General features: G+C 59.9%; 15 protein-coding genes. 8 read left to right on the forward strand and 7 right to left on the reverse strand.

Annotation, left to right across the window (positions count from 1 at the left end; genetic code table 11):
* Positions 1 to 3 precede the first annotated feature (3 nt).
* Positions 4 to 1,449 carry a SulP family inorganic anion transporter gene (locus AC4ANE_RS17765; protein WP_031595854.1) on the reverse strand — a complete coding sequence of 482 codons (1,446 nt, stop codon included), beginning with the start codon at positions 1,447 to 1,449 and terminating at the stop codon, positions 4 to 6.
* Here AC4ANE_RS17765 and AC4ANE_RS17770 point away from each other — a divergent pair.
* Together AC4ANE_RS17770 and ampC are read left to right on the forward strand one after the other, a co-directional pair.
* Complete coding sequence (locus AC4ANE_RS17770; RefSeq protein ID WP_005744526.1) at positions 1,448 to 1,594, forward strand: hypothetical protein; 147 nt, start codon at positions 1,448 to 1,450, stop codon at positions 1,592 to 1,594. The genes AC4ANE_RS17765 and AC4ANE_RS17770 overlap by 2 nt on opposite strands.
* Complete coding sequence (gene ampC / locus AC4ANE_RS17775; protein WP_031595856.1) at positions 1,594 to 2,751, forward strand: class C beta-lactamase; 1,158 nt, start codon at positions 1,594 to 1,596, stop codon at positions 2,749 to 2,751. Before AC4ANE_RS17770 ends, ampC begins: the two co-directional genes overlap by 1 nt.
* On the opposite strand, the gene ada is transcribed toward ampC, so the two are convergent.
* Complete coding sequence (gene ada, locus AC4ANE_RS17780) at positions 2,740 to 3,846, reverse strand: bifunctional DNA-binding transcriptional regulator/O6-methylguanine-DNA methyltransferase Ada (RefSeq protein ID WP_002554182.1); 1,107 nt, start codon at positions 3,844 to 3,846, stop codon at positions 2,740 to 2,742. The genes ampC and ada overlap by 12 nt on opposite strands.
* A gap of 70 nt (positions 3,847 to 3,916) precedes the next feature.
* The gene (locus AC4ANE_RS17785; RefSeq protein ID WP_460408437.1) at positions 3,917 to 4,582 is read right to left on the reverse strand and encodes a DNA-3-methyladenine glycosylase family protein; all 666 of its coding nucleotides are present in this window, start codon (positions 4,580 to 4,582) and stop codon (positions 3,917 to 3,919) included.
* 261 nt (positions 4,583 to 4,843) lie between these two features.
* Between AC4ANE_RS17785 and efeU the strand changes: the two genes are divergently transcribed.
* From efeU to efeO (AC4ANE_RS17805), 4 genes are read left to right on the forward strand one after another with little or no spacing between them, the layout of a single operon-like run.
* Positions 4,844 to 5,698 carry an iron uptake transporter permease EfeU gene (efeU, locus tag AC4ANE_RS17790; RefSeq protein ID WP_002554185.1) on the forward strand — a complete coding sequence of 285 codons (855 nt, stop codon included), beginning with the start codon at positions 4,844 to 4,846 and terminating at the stop codon, positions 5,696 to 5,698.
* Positions 5,699 to 5,706: 8 nt separating this feature from the next.
* A complete protein-coding gene (gene efeO / locus AC4ANE_RS17795) occupies positions 5,707 to 6,918 on the forward strand; it encodes an iron uptake system protein EfeO (RefSeq protein WP_002554186.1) in 1,212 nt (403 codons plus the stop codon).
* Positions 6,919 to 6,942: 24 nt separating this feature from the next.
* Positions 6,943 to 8,265, forward strand: coding sequence for an iron uptake transporter deferrochelatase/peroxidase subunit (gene efeB / locus AC4ANE_RS17800; RefSeq protein WP_002554187.1), 1,323 nt, complete (start codon positions 6,943 to 6,945; stop codon positions 8,263 to 8,265).
* Between the two features lie 29 nt (positions 8,266 to 8,294).
* Positions 8,295 to 9,119 (forward strand): iron uptake system protein EfeO, encoded by an 825-nt coding sequence (gene efeO / locus AC4ANE_RS17805; RefSeq protein ID WP_002554188.1) that lies wholly within the window; start codon positions 8,295 to 8,297, stop codon positions 9,117 to 9,119.
* 432 nt (positions 9,120 to 9,551) lie between these two features.
* Here the strand turns inward: efeO (AC4ANE_RS17805) and AC4ANE_RS17810 are convergent, their stop codons facing one another.
* From AC4ANE_RS17810 to AC4ANE_RS17820, 3 genes are all read right to left on the reverse strand, one after another.
* The gene (locus AC4ANE_RS17810) at positions 9,552 to 10,322 is read right to left on the reverse strand and encodes a molybdopterin-dependent oxidoreductase (protein ID WP_002554189.1); all 771 of its coding nucleotides are present in this window, start codon (positions 10,320 to 10,322) and stop codon (positions 9,552 to 9,554) included.
* Positions 10,319 to 10,939, reverse strand: a complete 621-nt coding sequence (locus tag AC4ANE_RS17815; protein ID WP_002554190.1) for a cytochrome b/b6 domain-containing protein — start codon at positions 10,937 to 10,939, stop codon at positions 10,319 to 10,321. Before AC4ANE_RS17815 ends, AC4ANE_RS17810 begins: the two co-directional genes overlap by 4 nt.
* A gap of 72 nt (positions 10,940 to 11,011) precedes the next feature.
* Complete coding sequence (locus AC4ANE_RS17820) at positions 11,012 to 11,617, reverse strand: hypothetical protein (protein ID WP_002554191.1); 606 nt, start codon at positions 11,615 to 11,617, stop codon at positions 11,012 to 11,014.
* Between the two features lie 169 nt (positions 11,618 to 11,786).
* Here AC4ANE_RS17820 and AC4ANE_RS17825 point away from each other — a divergent pair, with 169 nt between their 5' ends.
* On the forward strand, positions 11,787 to 12,476 hold the full coding sequence (locus AC4ANE_RS17825; RefSeq protein WP_002554192.1) for a heavy metal response regulator transcription factor: 690 nt from the start codon (positions 11,787 to 11,789) through the stop codon (positions 12,474 to 12,476).
* Entirely contained in the window at positions 12,455 to 13,843 is a 1,389-nt protein-coding gene (locus AC4ANE_RS17830) for a heavy metal sensor histidine kinase (RefSeq protein WP_031597597.1), read from the forward strand. The genes AC4ANE_RS17825 and AC4ANE_RS17830 overlap by 22 nt, the downstream gene beginning before the upstream one ends.
* Positions 13,844 to 13,862: 19 nt before the next feature.
* Here the strand turns inward: AC4ANE_RS17830 and AC4ANE_RS17835 are convergent, their stop codons facing one another.
* On the reverse strand, positions 13,863 to 14,531 hold the full coding sequence (locus tag AC4ANE_RS17835) for a polysaccharide lyase family 7 protein (RefSeq protein WP_002554193.1): 669 nt from the start codon (positions 14,529 to 14,531) through the stop codon (positions 13,863 to 13,865).
* Between the last annotated feature and the right edge of the window lie 47 nt (positions 14,532 to 14,578).

A 14,578-nucleotide genomic window follows, 5' to 3' on the forward strand; every position in this document is an offset into this window, starting at 1 on the left:
GGCTCATGCGTGCTGCACGCCGGCGCGCTTGAGCAGCCGCTTGCAGCGCTCGGACAGATGCACCACTCGCAAATGCTTGCCCGCTTTGACATAGCGCTCGCGCAAGGTCTTGAGCGCAGCAATGGCCGAGTAATCGACGAAACTCAGGTGGCGACAGTCCAGTGTCACCTGTGCAGGGTCCTCGGCCGGGTTGAACTGGTCGAGAAACGGCGTGGTCGAGGCGAAGAACAGCGTGCCGTGCAGGTGGTAGACCTTGCTGCCATCGGCCTCTACATGGCTGTCTGCATACAGCTCGCGGGCCTGCTGCCAGGCAAAGTTGATCGCCGCGATGATGATGCCGAACAGCACCGCAGTGGCCAGATCGGTGAGCACCGTGACCACGGTCACGGCAATGATCGCCAGTACGTCATTGACCGGCACCTTGCGCAGCACACGCAACGATGCCCAGGCGAAAGTCTGCTGGGCAACCACAAACATCACCCCGACCAGCGCCGCCAATGGAATGCGCTCGATCAGCGGCGACAGAAACAGCACGAACATCAGGATCATCAAACCCGCCACCACGCCCGACACACGACCGCGGCCGCCGGAACTGAGGTTGATCACCGTCTGGCCGATCATCGCGCAACCGCCCATGCCGCCGAAGGCACCGGAGACCACGTTGGCAGCGCCCAGCGCTACGCACTCACGATCCGGATAGCCACGGGTTTCGGTGATCTCGTCGGTCAGGTTCAGGGTCAGCAGGGTTTCCAGCAGGCCGACCAGCGCCATCAGGATGGCGTATGGGGCGATGATGCGCAGGGTGTCCAGGTTCCACGAAATGTCCGGCATGGCGAATACCGGCAGGCCACCGGCAATGTGCGCCATGTCGCCCAGGGTGCGGGTCGGCAGGCCGAGCAAATAAACCGCCAGCCCGACGCTCAGGATCGCCACCAGCGCAGGCGGTGCAACACGGGTCAGGCGCGGCAACAGATAGACAATCGCCATGGTCAACGCCACCAGACCGAGCATCACGTACAGCGGCGTACCGCTGAGCCATGACTCACCCACCTTGAAGTGCTCCAATTGCGCCATCGCGATGACAATCGCCAGGCCGTTGACGAAGCCCAGCATCACCGGATAAGGCACCAGCCGCACCAGTTTGCCGAGCCGCAGCAGCCCGAACAGGATCATGATCAAACCGCCCAGCAATACGGTCGCCAGCAAATATTGCACGCCGTGCTGCACCACCAGCGCGACGATCACCACCGCCATCGAACCGGCCGCGCCGGAAACCATGCCCGGACGCCCGCCGAACAGGGCCGTCAGCGTACAAATGATGAACGCGCCGTAGAGCCCCATCAGCGGGTTGAGATGGGCCACTAGTGCAAAGGCAATGCACTCGGGCACCAAGGCAAAGGATGTCGTGAGCCCGGCCAGGACTTCGGCGCGTATACGGATTGATTTCATGGGTTACCTGAACCGCGCCCCGTGGAGGAAGCGCAAAAAAGGAGGCATATTACGCAAACCCGCCGCCACCGACCACCGCAGCAAGGCTTCAAAACAGCGTTCTTCGATGATCGGCGGCGACCCAAAACAACAAGGAATCATGTGATGCCAAGGAATAAGACACTGTTATGCGCGGCGCTTGTGCTGAACGCTTCCCTTGCCTGCGCTCAAGACCCGGCACCTGACCTTGATGCCGTTGTGCAGCAAGCGGCGCAGCAGGTGATGCAGGAAAACAACATTGCAGGCATGTCCATCGCCATCACCCGCAACGGTACACAACAGTTCTATAACTACGGCGTCGCCTCAAAAACAACCGGCCAGCCGGTGTCCAGCGATACGTTGTTCGAACTGGGCTCGATCATCAAAACCTTCACTGCCACACTGGCCACCTGGGCGCAGGCCAATGGGCAGTTGTCGCTGACCGACAGCATCGACACCTACCTGCCGCAATTGAATGACACACGCCTGGGCAAAATACCGGTCTTTCACCTCGGCACCCACACAGCAGGCGGCTTCCCCCTTCAAGTGCCCGACAAGGTGCGGAACACTCGCCAATTGATGGACTATTTCAAGGCCTGGCAGCCCGACTACCTGCACGGCACCCACCGCACTTATGCCAACCCCAGTGTGGGCCTGCTCGGCCTGGTTGCGGCGCGCAGCATGAAGCTGCCGTATGAAAAAGCCCTCCAGCAGCGCCTGTTTCCGGCGCTGAACCTGAGCAACACCTACGTGAACGTGCCCGACGAAAAGCAGAAGCTTTATGCGCAGGGCTACAACAAACTCGACGAACCGGTCAGGGTTAACCCAGGTCCTCTGGCTAGTGAAGCCTACGGCGTGAAATCGAGTGCGCGGGACATGATCCGTTTTGTCGAGGCAAACCTTGGGCCTGGTCAGTACGACGCGCCGCTGCAACGCGCTCTCAGTGACACACGGATCAGCTATTTCAAAGTCGGCGGCATGACTCAGGACCTGATCTGGGAGCAGTATCCGATGCCGGTTGGCTTGGCGCATCTGCTTGAAGGCAACGCCAGTGCCATGCTGAACACGCTCAAAACCGAAGTGATCGAGCCGCCGCAGGCAGCGCAATCTGCGGTCTGGGTCAACAAGACCGGATCAACCAACGGTTTCGGTGGCTATGTCGCGTTCATACCGGAAAAACAGCTCGGCATCGTGATTCTGGCCAACAAGAACTATCCGAATGAAGAACGGGTAAGGCTGGCCTACCGGATTCTCGGCGAGTCAGGCTGCTGTTCAAAGCCCTGAAAAAAGCCCTGCTCCCCCGGCAGCTTCGATTTCAAGCAGCTTGCGCTTGCGCTCGACACCCCAGCGATAACCGGATAACGACCCGTCGCTGCGCACGACCCGATGACAGGGAATGGCAACTGCCAGCGTGTTGGCACCGCACGCATTCGCCACTGCGCGAACTGCGCTGGGCATACCGATACGCGTGGCGATATCGGTGTAGGTTGCGGTCGATCCGGCAGGTATATCCCTGAGCGCCTGCCATACCCGCTCCTGAAAAACCGTGCCGCGGATATCAAGCGGCAGCGCGAGGCCGGTCGCAGGCGACTCGACAAAGCCCACGACCCTGGCGACAAGTCGTTCAAACTCTTCATCCCCGCCGATCAGGTTGGCATTGGGGTACTGGTCCTGAAACTTTTCGACCAGCACATTGGGGTCGTCTCCGAGTGAAATGGCGCAGATACCCTTGGGGCTTCTGGCCACCAGAATCGAACCCAGCGAGCTTTCACCCAGTGCAAACCTGATGTCGACATTGGCCCCGCCTGCCCGGTACTCAGAAGGTTTCATGCCCAGCATTTTTTGCGAAGCCTCATAGAATCGGCTGTTGGAGTTGAAACCTGCTTCATACAGCGCACTGGTGATGGTCACATCGTGGGAAAGCTGGACTTTCACTCGCGAGCGCAAGGACGCGACGCTGTAGGCTTTGGGCGTCAACCCGGTGAGTTTCTTGAAAGTGCGATGAAAATGAAAACTGCTCATCCCGACCTTTTCCGCAAGCGCAGCGAGATTGGGCATCGAGTCGCAGGCGTCTATCAGCCTGCAGGCTTCGGAAACGGCCGAAGCATGCTTGAGGTCCACGCTTTGCTGATCACTGCCACTGCGCCGCGACAGGCGAAACCCGGCAGCTTCAGCCTCGCTCGCCGAAGAAAAGAACACGAGGTTTTCCGGCCTTGGAAGTTTGCTCGGGCTGCCGGGTTTGCAGTAGATACCGGTTGTCAGCACACCGTAGACGAAGTCAGCGCCCGCACCTGAACGACGATTGAGCAGGACCTCCCAGCGCGGGTCCTCTTCGGTTCGTGGCGCGCGCGTTTTCAACGTGCCTTTCATGTTTTCCATGGTGATGGCCTGTCTTGGGTTTCGATGAGCCTATCCCTGTCGCAACACACAGGCACTCCGAGTCTTGCTCTCAAATTCGAGATAAATCGATGTCGCTGAAGTTGGCCGGTACTCGCCACAAATACCAGGCGGCAATGGTTCGGTAAGGCGCGAAGCGCTCGGCAAGCCGTGCCATTTGCCGGTGCGACGGTTTGAGTTCCAGAGCATACAGTCGCCGGTAGCCTTCGCACACGCCGAAGTCGCTGGCGGGCATCACATCCAGCTGACCGAGCCCGTAAATGAGCATCATCTCCACGGTCCAGCGCCCCACGCCCGGCAGTTGGATCAGGCGTTCGACCAGTGCTTCGTTGCCCATGGCCAGTGCCGCACTGACCTCAGGCACCAGACCGTCCACTCGCGCAGCGGCAATCGCCTTGATCGCCCGGCATTTGGACGCCGAGAACCCACAGGAGCGCAGTGCCTGATCATCCAGCTCGACCAGTGCCTGCGCCCCCGGGAAGCTGTCATCCACAAAAAGCGCACGCAACCTCATGACCATCACATCGCCTGCCCTGGCATGCAATTGCTGGTAGGCGACGGCCTTGACCAGCGCCTGAAACGGGTCCTGCGCTGCACTGACCGGGTGCAGACAGGGGCCGACCTGGTCAATCAGCGACTGCCATTGCGGGTCTATGGACCTGAGCGCAGCGACCGCCTCAGCATGCCTGCGGTCAGCGCTGTCTGATTCTGATGACATGATGATTTCCGGAATAAGGCGGTCAGACGGGCAACCACAGTTTACAGGGGTGTTGAAAATGATCGCTGATTTCCGAAGACCGCGGAACGTTCAGAAAACCGTGATCGATTAGCTGAACCTGACCTGAACGACTTTTCAAAAACGCAATCCCGATAAAAAACAACTACCCGCAGTCAAGAATGAGTATCATTATGTTACGCAGTGTTTCCGGCTTATAGCTCGCTGAAGCACGTTCACCCTACAGTTTTGACCCGGTGAGATATGCTCGTTCCGTTTTTGATCATGCTGCGCGAAGGCATCGAAGCCGCGCTGATTGTTGGCATTATCGCCAGTTACCTGAAGCAGACCGGCCGCGGCGAGTGGATGCCTGCGGTGTGGATCGGCGTGTTCCTCGCTGCCGCGCTGTCGCTGTTCGTCGGTGGCGGGCTTGAGTTGATGAGCGCCGAATTCCCGCAGAAGCAACAGGAGTTGTTCGAAGGCATTGTCGGCCTGATCGCCGTGGGCATTTTAAGCTCGATGGTGTTCTGGATGCACAAGGTTGCCCGCTCGATCAAGCACGCGTTGCATGAGTCTCTGGACGCTGCCCTCACCGGCTCGAAAAACCAGACCTACGCGCTGATCGCCATGGTGTTTTTCGCCGTGGCCCGCGAAGGGCTGGAGACCGTATTCTTTCTGCTCGCCGTGTTCCAGCAGAGCGAAGGCTCGGGCGCACCGCTGGGTGCCCTGCTCGGCCTGTTGCTGGCCGTGGGCTTCGGCGTAGCCATTTACAGCGGCAGCATGCGCCTGAACCTGGGCCTGTTTTTCCGTTGGACCGGGCTGTTCATTCTGGTGGTGGCTGCGGGCATTCTGGCCAACTCCGTTCAGGCTTTGCATGAAGCCGGGATCTGGAATCATCTGCAGGAAGTGGTCTTCGACATCAGCGCACTGTTGCCGATGGATGGGCCTGCCGGCTCGGTACTGGCCGGCATGTTCGGTTACCAGGACGCTCCGACCGTCAGCACCTTGAGCGTCTACCTGATTTACCTGATCGGGGCGCTGCTGCTGTTCTTCATGCCGCACACCCCGGCGTCCGGCAAGACCCTACAGCCGAAAACATCTTCTGTGACGAACGAATAAGGGCACCCATGTCTATCCGTACCCCAGGGCCTTCCGAGAACGCCCGGCCGCCCCGTGTCCTGCAATTGGCTGTCGCCGGTTCGGTGATCCTGATGATTGCCGCTGGCGGGCTGTTCTATTACGCCTCGCAGGTCGCGGCAAAAAAGCGTGCAGCCAATGCCGGCACTGAAACCGTGGTCAATATTCACGCCCGCAACTGTGAGCCGAATGTGCTGACAGTGGCGGCGGGCAAGAATGCCTTCCGCATCGTCAACCGCTCGGAACGCGCCGTCGAATGGGAAATTCTCGATGGCGTGCTGGTGGTTGAAGAGCGGGAAAACATTGCGCCGGGGTTGAGCCAGGTGATCAATGCCAATCTGGCTCCCGGCGATTACGCGATCACCTGCGGCCTGCTCAGCAACCCGCGTGGCACCTTGCACGTCACCCCGACCGCCGAGTCCGATGCAAAAGCCAAGGCGCGCCCGTCGATGACCGCCTTCATCGGCCCTCTTTCCGAATACCGGGTGTACCTGAGCCTGCAAGGTTCGGCGCTGATCAAGGCCGTGACGGCTCTGCAACAAGCCATTGACGCTGGCGACCTGAGCGCCGCTCAGGCGGCCTACCTGCCCGCCCGCACCGCGTATCAGCGTATTGCTCCGGCTGCTCAGCGCCTCTCGGAACTGGACAACGCCATCAACGCCCGCGCCGATTACTACGAGAAGCGTGAACAGGATCCGGGCTTTACCGGCTTCCATCGCATTGAATACGCATTGTTCGATCAGCACAGCGTCGAGGGCCTGTCGCCCGTCGCGCAGCGCCTGCAAACCGATGTCACTCAGCTCAAACAGCAGTTGATGGCGCAATCGCTGGCCCCCGAACAACTGGCCGCCATCGCCACCCGCACGATGCGCAGCCTGGCTGACGTACGCAGTAACGGCGAAGAGGAACGCTACAGCCACAGCGACCTCAACGGCTTTGCCGCCAACTTGGACGGAACCCGCAAAATCGTCGATCTGCTGCGTCCGTTGTTGACCCGCAGTGCTGCCGATCTGCTGCAGAAGATCGATGCGGCCATGGCTGATCTGGACACCACACTTGATGCGTTGAGCACCGCTGAGGGAGGCATGCGCCCCTATGACCAGGTGGACGAGACGCAGCGTCGGCAAATCGCCGCCAAGGCCGGCGCGCTGGCTGACGCACTCAACGGCATCGACGCGGCACTTGGCCTTTCTGGCCTCTGATTCACTGGAGCACAGCACACTACGATGAAAAACCCAGACAACAGTCCAGAAGCCACTAACGCCCCCGCTTCAATACAGCGTCGCCGTGTCCTGATGGGTCTCGGTGCTGCCGGTGCCGCGCTGGCTGGCAGCAGCCTGAGCGGCAACGTACTGGCCGCAACGCCGGCGCAAGTCACCGAAGCACCGAACAGTGAAAAGACCCAGGACCACAACGACTTTCATGGCCTGCATCAGACCGGCATCGTCAACCCGCGTCCGGCCGCAGGCATGCTGGTCGCGTTCGACGTGCTGGCTGCCGACCGCGAAGATCTCGAGCGCCTGTTCCGCACGCTCAATGAGCGCATCGCGTTCCTGATGACCGGCGGCCCGGTGCCGGAGATTGATCCGAAACTGCCACCGCCTGATTCCGGCATTCTTGGCCCGGTGGTCACCCCGGACAACCTGACCATTACCGTGTCGGTAGGCGAATCGCTGTTCGATGAGCGCTTTGGCCTGACCCCGGTCAAACCCAAACGCCTGATCCGCATGACCGGCTTCCCCAACGACGCGCTGGATCCGGCCAGTTGCCATGGCGACCTGAGCATCCAGTTCTGCGCCAACACCGCCGACAGCAACATTCACGCCCTGCGCGACATCGTCAAGAACCTGCCTGACCTGCTGCTGGTGCGCTGGAAGCAGGAAGGCACCGTGCCGCCCCAGGCACCGAAGAAGCCTGGCCAGCCGCCGGAAAGCGCGCGCAATTTCCTCGGTTTCCGGGATGGCTCGGCAAACCCGGATTCCAACAACCAGAAGACCATGAACGAGCTGGTCTGGGTGCAGCCGGGTAGCGACGAGCCAGCGTGGGCCGCCAACGGTAGCTATCAGGCCGTGCGGATCATCCGTAACTTCGTGGAACGCTGGGACCGCACGCCATTGCAGGAGCAGGAATCGATTTTCGGCCGCAGCAAAAGCACCGGTGCACCTATGGACGGCAAGGTCGAGACCGACGTACCCAACTACGCGGCAGACCCGGAAGGCAAGAAAACCCGACTGGATTCGCACATCCGCCTGGCCAACCCGCGTACCGCCGAAAGCCAGCGCAACCTGATCCTGCGCCGTCCGTTCAATTACTCCAACGGGGTGAACAAGAACGGTCAGCTGGACATGGGCCTGCTGTTCATCTGCTATCAGGCTGACCTGGAAAAAGGCTTCATCACCGTTCAGAGCCGCCTCAACGGCGAGCCGCTGGAGGAATACCTCAAGCCGGTCGGTGGGGGTTATTTCTTCACCCTGCCGGGGGTAACCGGTGACCAGGATTTCATCGGCCGCTCGCTGCTGGCAGCTGCTTCGCCCACTAAAACCGCATGACCTACCCACTCCAGACCCGGAAGACACCCATGAAAAAGACGCCCCTGGCTTTGCTCTTGACCCTTGGCCTGCTCCAGACGCCACTGGCTGCCTTTGCCGCCACCGCGCCGCTGGACCTGGTAGGTCCGGTTTCGGACTACAAGATTTACGTAACCGAAAACATCGAAGAACTGGTCAGCCATACCCAGAAGTTCACCGATGCCGTGAAGAAGGGCGACATCGCGACAGCCAAAAAGCTGTATGCCCCTACCCGCGTGTACTACGAGTCGGTAGAGCCGATTGCCGAACTGTTCAGTGACCTGGACGCGTCCATCGACTCACGCGTCGACGACCACGAACAAGGCGTCACGGCAGAAGACTTCACCGGTTTCCATCGTCTGGAGTACGCGCTGTTCTCTCAGAACACCACCAAGGACCAGGGCCCTATCGCCGACAAGCTGATGAGCGACGTCAAGGACCTGGAAAAGCGTGTAGCCGACCTGACCTTCCCGCCTGAAAAAGTCGTCGGTGGCGCAGCCGCCTTGCTGGAAGAAGTGGCGGCGACCAAGATCTCCGGCGAAGAAGACCGTTACAGCCACACCGACCTGTACGACTTCCAGGGCAACATCGACGGCGCGAAGAAAATCGTCGACCTGTTCCGCCCGCAGATCGAGCAGCAGGACAAAGCCTTCTCCAGCAAAGTCGACAAGAACTTTGCCACCGTGGACAAGATTCTGGCCAAGTACAAGACCAAGGACGTTGGCTTTGAAACCTACGACAAGGTGAAAGAGAACGACCGCAAAGCCCTGGTCGGCCCGGTCAACACCCTGGCTGAAGACCTCTCGACCCTGCGCGGCAAACTGGGCCTGAACTGACCTGAAACGCCGCGCCTGAAAGCGCTTTTTAACTCGATGACACTGACGACGCAGAGTGCGACGTTAGTGACGGCTGAGTTCTGGTGCTGATCCGGGGGTAGCCTGGCAGGACGCCAGGCTAGCCGCACCGGGCCATGGATGGCCCGTTGCGGCGCCCCCCGGATCAGTGTCAGGGCGAAGGAACCCGACGAAGTCGGGCCGGAAACAGGAGCGAGGGGGGTTGGTTACTTTGGCCCCATCAAAGTAACCCGCCGAGGGGCGAAAAGGTGACCTGAGCCGAACCTCAATCCACCTGACAAAGAAAAAACCGCCATGTGACGCAGAGCGTCACGAACGGCATTCCCACGCTGGAGCGTGAGGAACGATAATCTAACTACCGCCATCGTGCGACGCTCTGCGTCGAATGCCCTTCTGGACGCTCTGCGTCCGCTCCTAGATCCCGCTGAACCAGTTGTAGCCCTGATCCTCCCAGTACCCGCCAGGATTTTCGTTGCTGACGAAGATCTCGACGATGTGCTTGGGGTTCTTGAAGCCCAACTTGGTCGGCACTCGCACCCGCAGCGGGTAACCGTAATCCGGTGGCAGGGCGACTTCACCGAAGTCCAGCGCCAGCAATGTCTGCGGATGCAGCGCAGTAGGCATATCCAGGCTTGAATAATAGCGATCGGCGCACTTGAAGCCGACGAAACGTGCCGTGGTATCGGCACCGATGTACTCCAGAAAAGTCTTCAGCGGCACACCGCCCCATTGTCCTATCGCACTCCAACCCTCAATGCAGATCAACCGCGTGATGTCGGTGCGTTGCGGCAATTTGCGCAGTGCATCCAGCGTCCACGGCTGCTTGTCACGCACCAGCCCGGACACCGCCAGCCGATAGTCGGAAAGCTCCACCTCCGGCACGTTGTATTCGGGGTAGAACGCATTGAACGGGAACGGGTTGGTCAGCTGCGCCTTGCTGTAGGTCGGGGCCAGTTTCTGGCCGTTGAACAGCCAGGCCTGAACCCGGTCATTCCAGCGCGACATGGCCCACAGCACTTTGTCGACCTGATCGCCATCCTGCAGGTTGCAGCCGGTGAGCATCGACATCGCCCCCACTGTCAGCCCGGCGCGTAGAAACGAGCGGCGCTGGATATCGACCAGCTGGCTCTGCTGCGCAGGCTCCAGACGAATGCGCTGGGTGATGCGTTTACGAGGTTCGTTCATGGTTGCGCAGTTCCGTCTTCGTTCGGCTGGCGGCCGCCGGTAATCATGGGTAACAAGGTACTGGGCACCAGCACGACCAGCACCAGATGAACAACAACAAACGCGCCAATGGCCGTCATCGCGCCAAAATGCACCCAGCGGGCAAAATCGAACCCGCCCAGCAGGGCAACCAGGCCCTGAAACTGCACCGGTTTCCAGATAGCCAGCCCGGACACCACCACCAGCACGCCCATGACCAACACCAGCCAGTACATCAACCGTTGTACCGCGTTGTAACGGCCTTTGACGTGGGCCAGCCGAAAGTGCAGCGCATCACTCATGTCACGCTTCACTTCGGACGGGCGAACTGGCAGCAGATCGCGTTTGAAGTGGCGGCTGAATACGCCATACAGCACATACAGCAGGCCGTTGATCACCAACAGCCACATGACCGCGAAGTGCCAGGCAATGGAGCCGCCCAGCCAGCCGCCGAGTGTCAGGAATTTGGGAAAGGTGAATGGCATCAGTGGCGACGCGTTATAAATAGCCCAACCGCTCATGAACATGCAGACCATGCCCAAGGCATTGACCCAATGCGTCAGGCGCACCGGCCACGGGTGGATAGGGCGGGTTTTCATGCGCAGATCCCTCTAGATCAGGTGTAACCGAGGATGTCAGCAGCAGCCTGCCACTGACAGCCTCGGCTGCGATTACATCGGCGGGGTAAAACCGTCCTTGCCGACTGCGACACCACGTGCCGACTTGCCGTCGTCAGCCGGGAACACCACGACCTTGGCGCCCTTGGTCAACTGATCAACCTTGCCTGGCTCGACGTAGGCGATAGGCACATCCTGCGGCACCACCAGCTTCTTCTCGCCACCCTCGTATTTGACGGTCAGCGTGCGGCCATCGGTGCCAGCCAACGTGCCAACGGTGCCATTGGTCATGGTGCCGGTACTGCCATCAGCGTTTTCCCAGCCGTAGTGACCTTCGCCGCTGCCTTTGAGGCTGGCTTCAAAAACGGTCACTTCCAGCGCTTTCAGTGTGCCGTCCGCCTGCGGGATGGCAGCCGAACCTACAAAACTGTCGCCTTTGATTTGCTTGAAGTCAGCTTCGGACACAAGACGAATACCGGTCTTGTCAGTCAGCTTGATACTTTCGTGCTGACCCGAGCGGGTGGTGAAATCGAGGGTGTCGGCGCTTACGCTGTCGACGGTCCCGCGCATGGGTTTGACCACTTTCATGTCAGCAGCCTGAGTCATGACAGCAGCGCTGAGCAACAGCAGGCCGAACGTAGTAGAGAGTGCAGTCTTCATCGGTACTTCCTTGGCAGTTGATATCTGGAACCCATCCTTGCACCGCTACCGGCACCGCAGAATGACCGGGCAATGACATTTTTGTCATTCGCCGGACACCTTGTCGGCAACTGGTTAGACTTTGGCATCGGCGCACGTGGGTGCCTGCAAAAGCGTAGCGGACAAAACGATGCATATCCTGCTGATTGAAGACGACACCAAAACCGGTGAATACCTGAAGAAGGGCCTGGGTGAATCCGGCTACAAGGTCGACTGGACCCAGCACGGTGCCGACGGCCTGCACCTGGCACTGGAAAACCGCTACGACCTGATCGTGCTGGATGTGATGCTGCCAGGCATCGATGGCTGGCAGATCATCGAAGTGCTGCGCGCCCGGCAGGACGTGCCGGTGCTATTCCTGACCGCTCGCGACCAGTTGCAGGACCGGATTCGCGGGCTGGAGCTCGGCGCTGACGATTATCTGGTCAAACCGTTTTCCTTCACTGAACTGCTGCTGCGCATCCGCACCATCCTGCGCCGGGGCGTGGTGCGCGAGGCAGACCATTTTCATCTGGCCGACCTTGAACTGGACCTGCTGCGCCGCCGCGTGACGCGTCAGCAGCAGGTCATCGTGCTGACCAACAAGGAGTTTGCCCTGCTACACCTGTTATTGCGCCGCGAAGGCGACGTGCTGTCACGGGCACAGATTGCCTCGGAAGTCTGGGACATGAATTTCGACAGTGACACCAATGTTGTGGACGTCGCCATCAAGCGCCTGCGCAGCAAGGTCGACCTGCCCTACCCGGTCAAGCTCATCCACACCGTGCGCGGTATCGGTTATGTGTGCGAGGTGCGGCCATGCGACGCCAGCCTTCCCTGACCCTGCGTTCTACCCTCGCCTTCGCGCTGGTGGCGATGCTTACGGTCAGCGGCGCGGGGCTTTATCTGTACCAGTCCATAGAAGAAACTGTCATGCAACGCAGCGACCACGCGGTACTGGCGCGGCTCGATCATTTCCGCAAGCTGTTGCGCTATGACCTGACGATGGACAACCTCAAAGGCAGCCCGCAACTGTTCGAGAACATGCTCGACAGCGAGGAAGATATTTTCATCATCGGCGAACCTGGCAAGCCACCGGTGATATCGGTCAACCCGCAACGCGCGCCACTGCCAGAGCTACCGACCGTGGCGCAGGATCAGCCTTTACGGGTCGATGACCTGCGCAGTGGCCTGAGCCTGCAAGGCGTGCCGTTGCGTGCGGCGGCAGTACAGGTGATGTCCAATGGCGTTGCAGTGCGCTTGCAGGCCGCGCACCTGATGGTCAAGGAGATGGCCATGCTCGCCAGCTTCCGGCAGAGCATTTATATCGCCGTTGCACTGGCGTTCCTGATTACCGCCGTGCTGGGTTACGTATTGCTGCGACGCGGCTTGCGCCCACTGCGCAGAATGGCCGCCCACGCTGCCGCAATAACCCCGGCCAGCCTGCACAAACGGCTCGACAGCCACGACACGCCTGTCGAGCTGCAACAATTGAGCGATGCCTTCAATGCCATGCTTGACCGTCTGGACGACGGCTATCGACGCCTGATGCAGTTCTCCGCCGATCTGGCCCACGAGATTCGTACGCCGGTCGGTTCGCTGATGGGCCACTGCCAGGTTGCCTTGCGCCAGAACCGTAGCGCCGACGAATATCAGGTCCTGCTGGCTTCCAATCTGGAAGAGCTGGAACGTATCTCAAGGCTGGTGGAAAGCATCCTGTTTCTGGCTCGAGCGGACGAAGCCCAGGCCGCGCTGGAACGCCAGCCGCTGGACCTGCACGATGAATTGCAACGCGTGGCAGGTTATTTCGAAGGGCTGGCTGAAGAGCGTAATCTGCGGCTGAGCCATAGCGGACAAGGCACGTTGCTGGCCGACCCGATCCTGCTGCGCCGTGCACTGAGCAATCTGGTCGCCAACGCAATTCGCTATGCGAATGAAAACAGCGAAATCCTGATTCGTGTTGCGGCAGTTGATCGTCAGTGGCGAATCGAGGTAGAAAATCAGGGCCCGGTATTACCACAAGCCACGCTCGCGCGACTGTTCGACCGCTTCTATCGGGGTGACGCCTCGCGCCATGAGCGCTCGGACTCCAACGGCCTGGGGCTGGCCATTGTTACAGCAATCATGCACCTGCATGGCGGGCGGGCCGAAGTGGCTCAACCCGCCGCCGGCAGAATCTGCTTCAGTCTGATATTTCCAGCGGTCTGAATCTTCCAGACCGTAACGATCAATTCTTTTTCTCGTGGGCAATGGCCAGCTTGTAGAAAGTGGCCGAACCGCCTTCAGTGGTGTAACCGGTATTGTCCTGGGTGTAGACCCCTGCCTTGAAATAGAACAGTTTGCTGGCCCAGGCTGAATCCAGCTTGGCGTACCAGACTGCGTCGAACGCATTCACCGTCAGATCGCCAGACGGCGACAGGTTGATGGTGTAGTTGAACTGCTTATTGAGCGGCACACCCTGGGCGATGTTGATGACCTCGATTTCCGAGTCCGGCGTACGACGAAACTTGGCGACGATATTGCCGGTCTGCAGCTTCTCCTTGTACTGATACTCCACCTTCAGCAGCGGTTCGGTGCTCTGGTAGCAGTGAATCTGACCGATCACGATTTTGCCCGTGGAAGGCACTTGATCGACCTCCAGCGTCGCGCGCAGAAAATTGTCAGCGCTTGAGTAGGCCCAGTTGAAGACCCTGCCATCGGACGTCGTCTCGCGTAATTCGGAGCGCGGGTACTTGGCGTTCTCTGTGGTGGAACCGGTCACCGGTGCCCAGAAAAACAGCGTATCCCCGGATTGAAAATAGCCATCCCGATAACCCTTAACCAACTTGGGGGTTTCGATGATGGTCGCGGGACTTCCGACAGGGACGGAAAGATTCCAGGTGGCAAGGTCGATCATGGAGTAGCTCGCAAGGTACGCATTGCGCACCGACAGAATGGCTCTGG

It is taken from the genome of Pseudomonas sp. Pme6b, from assembly GCF_058129925.1.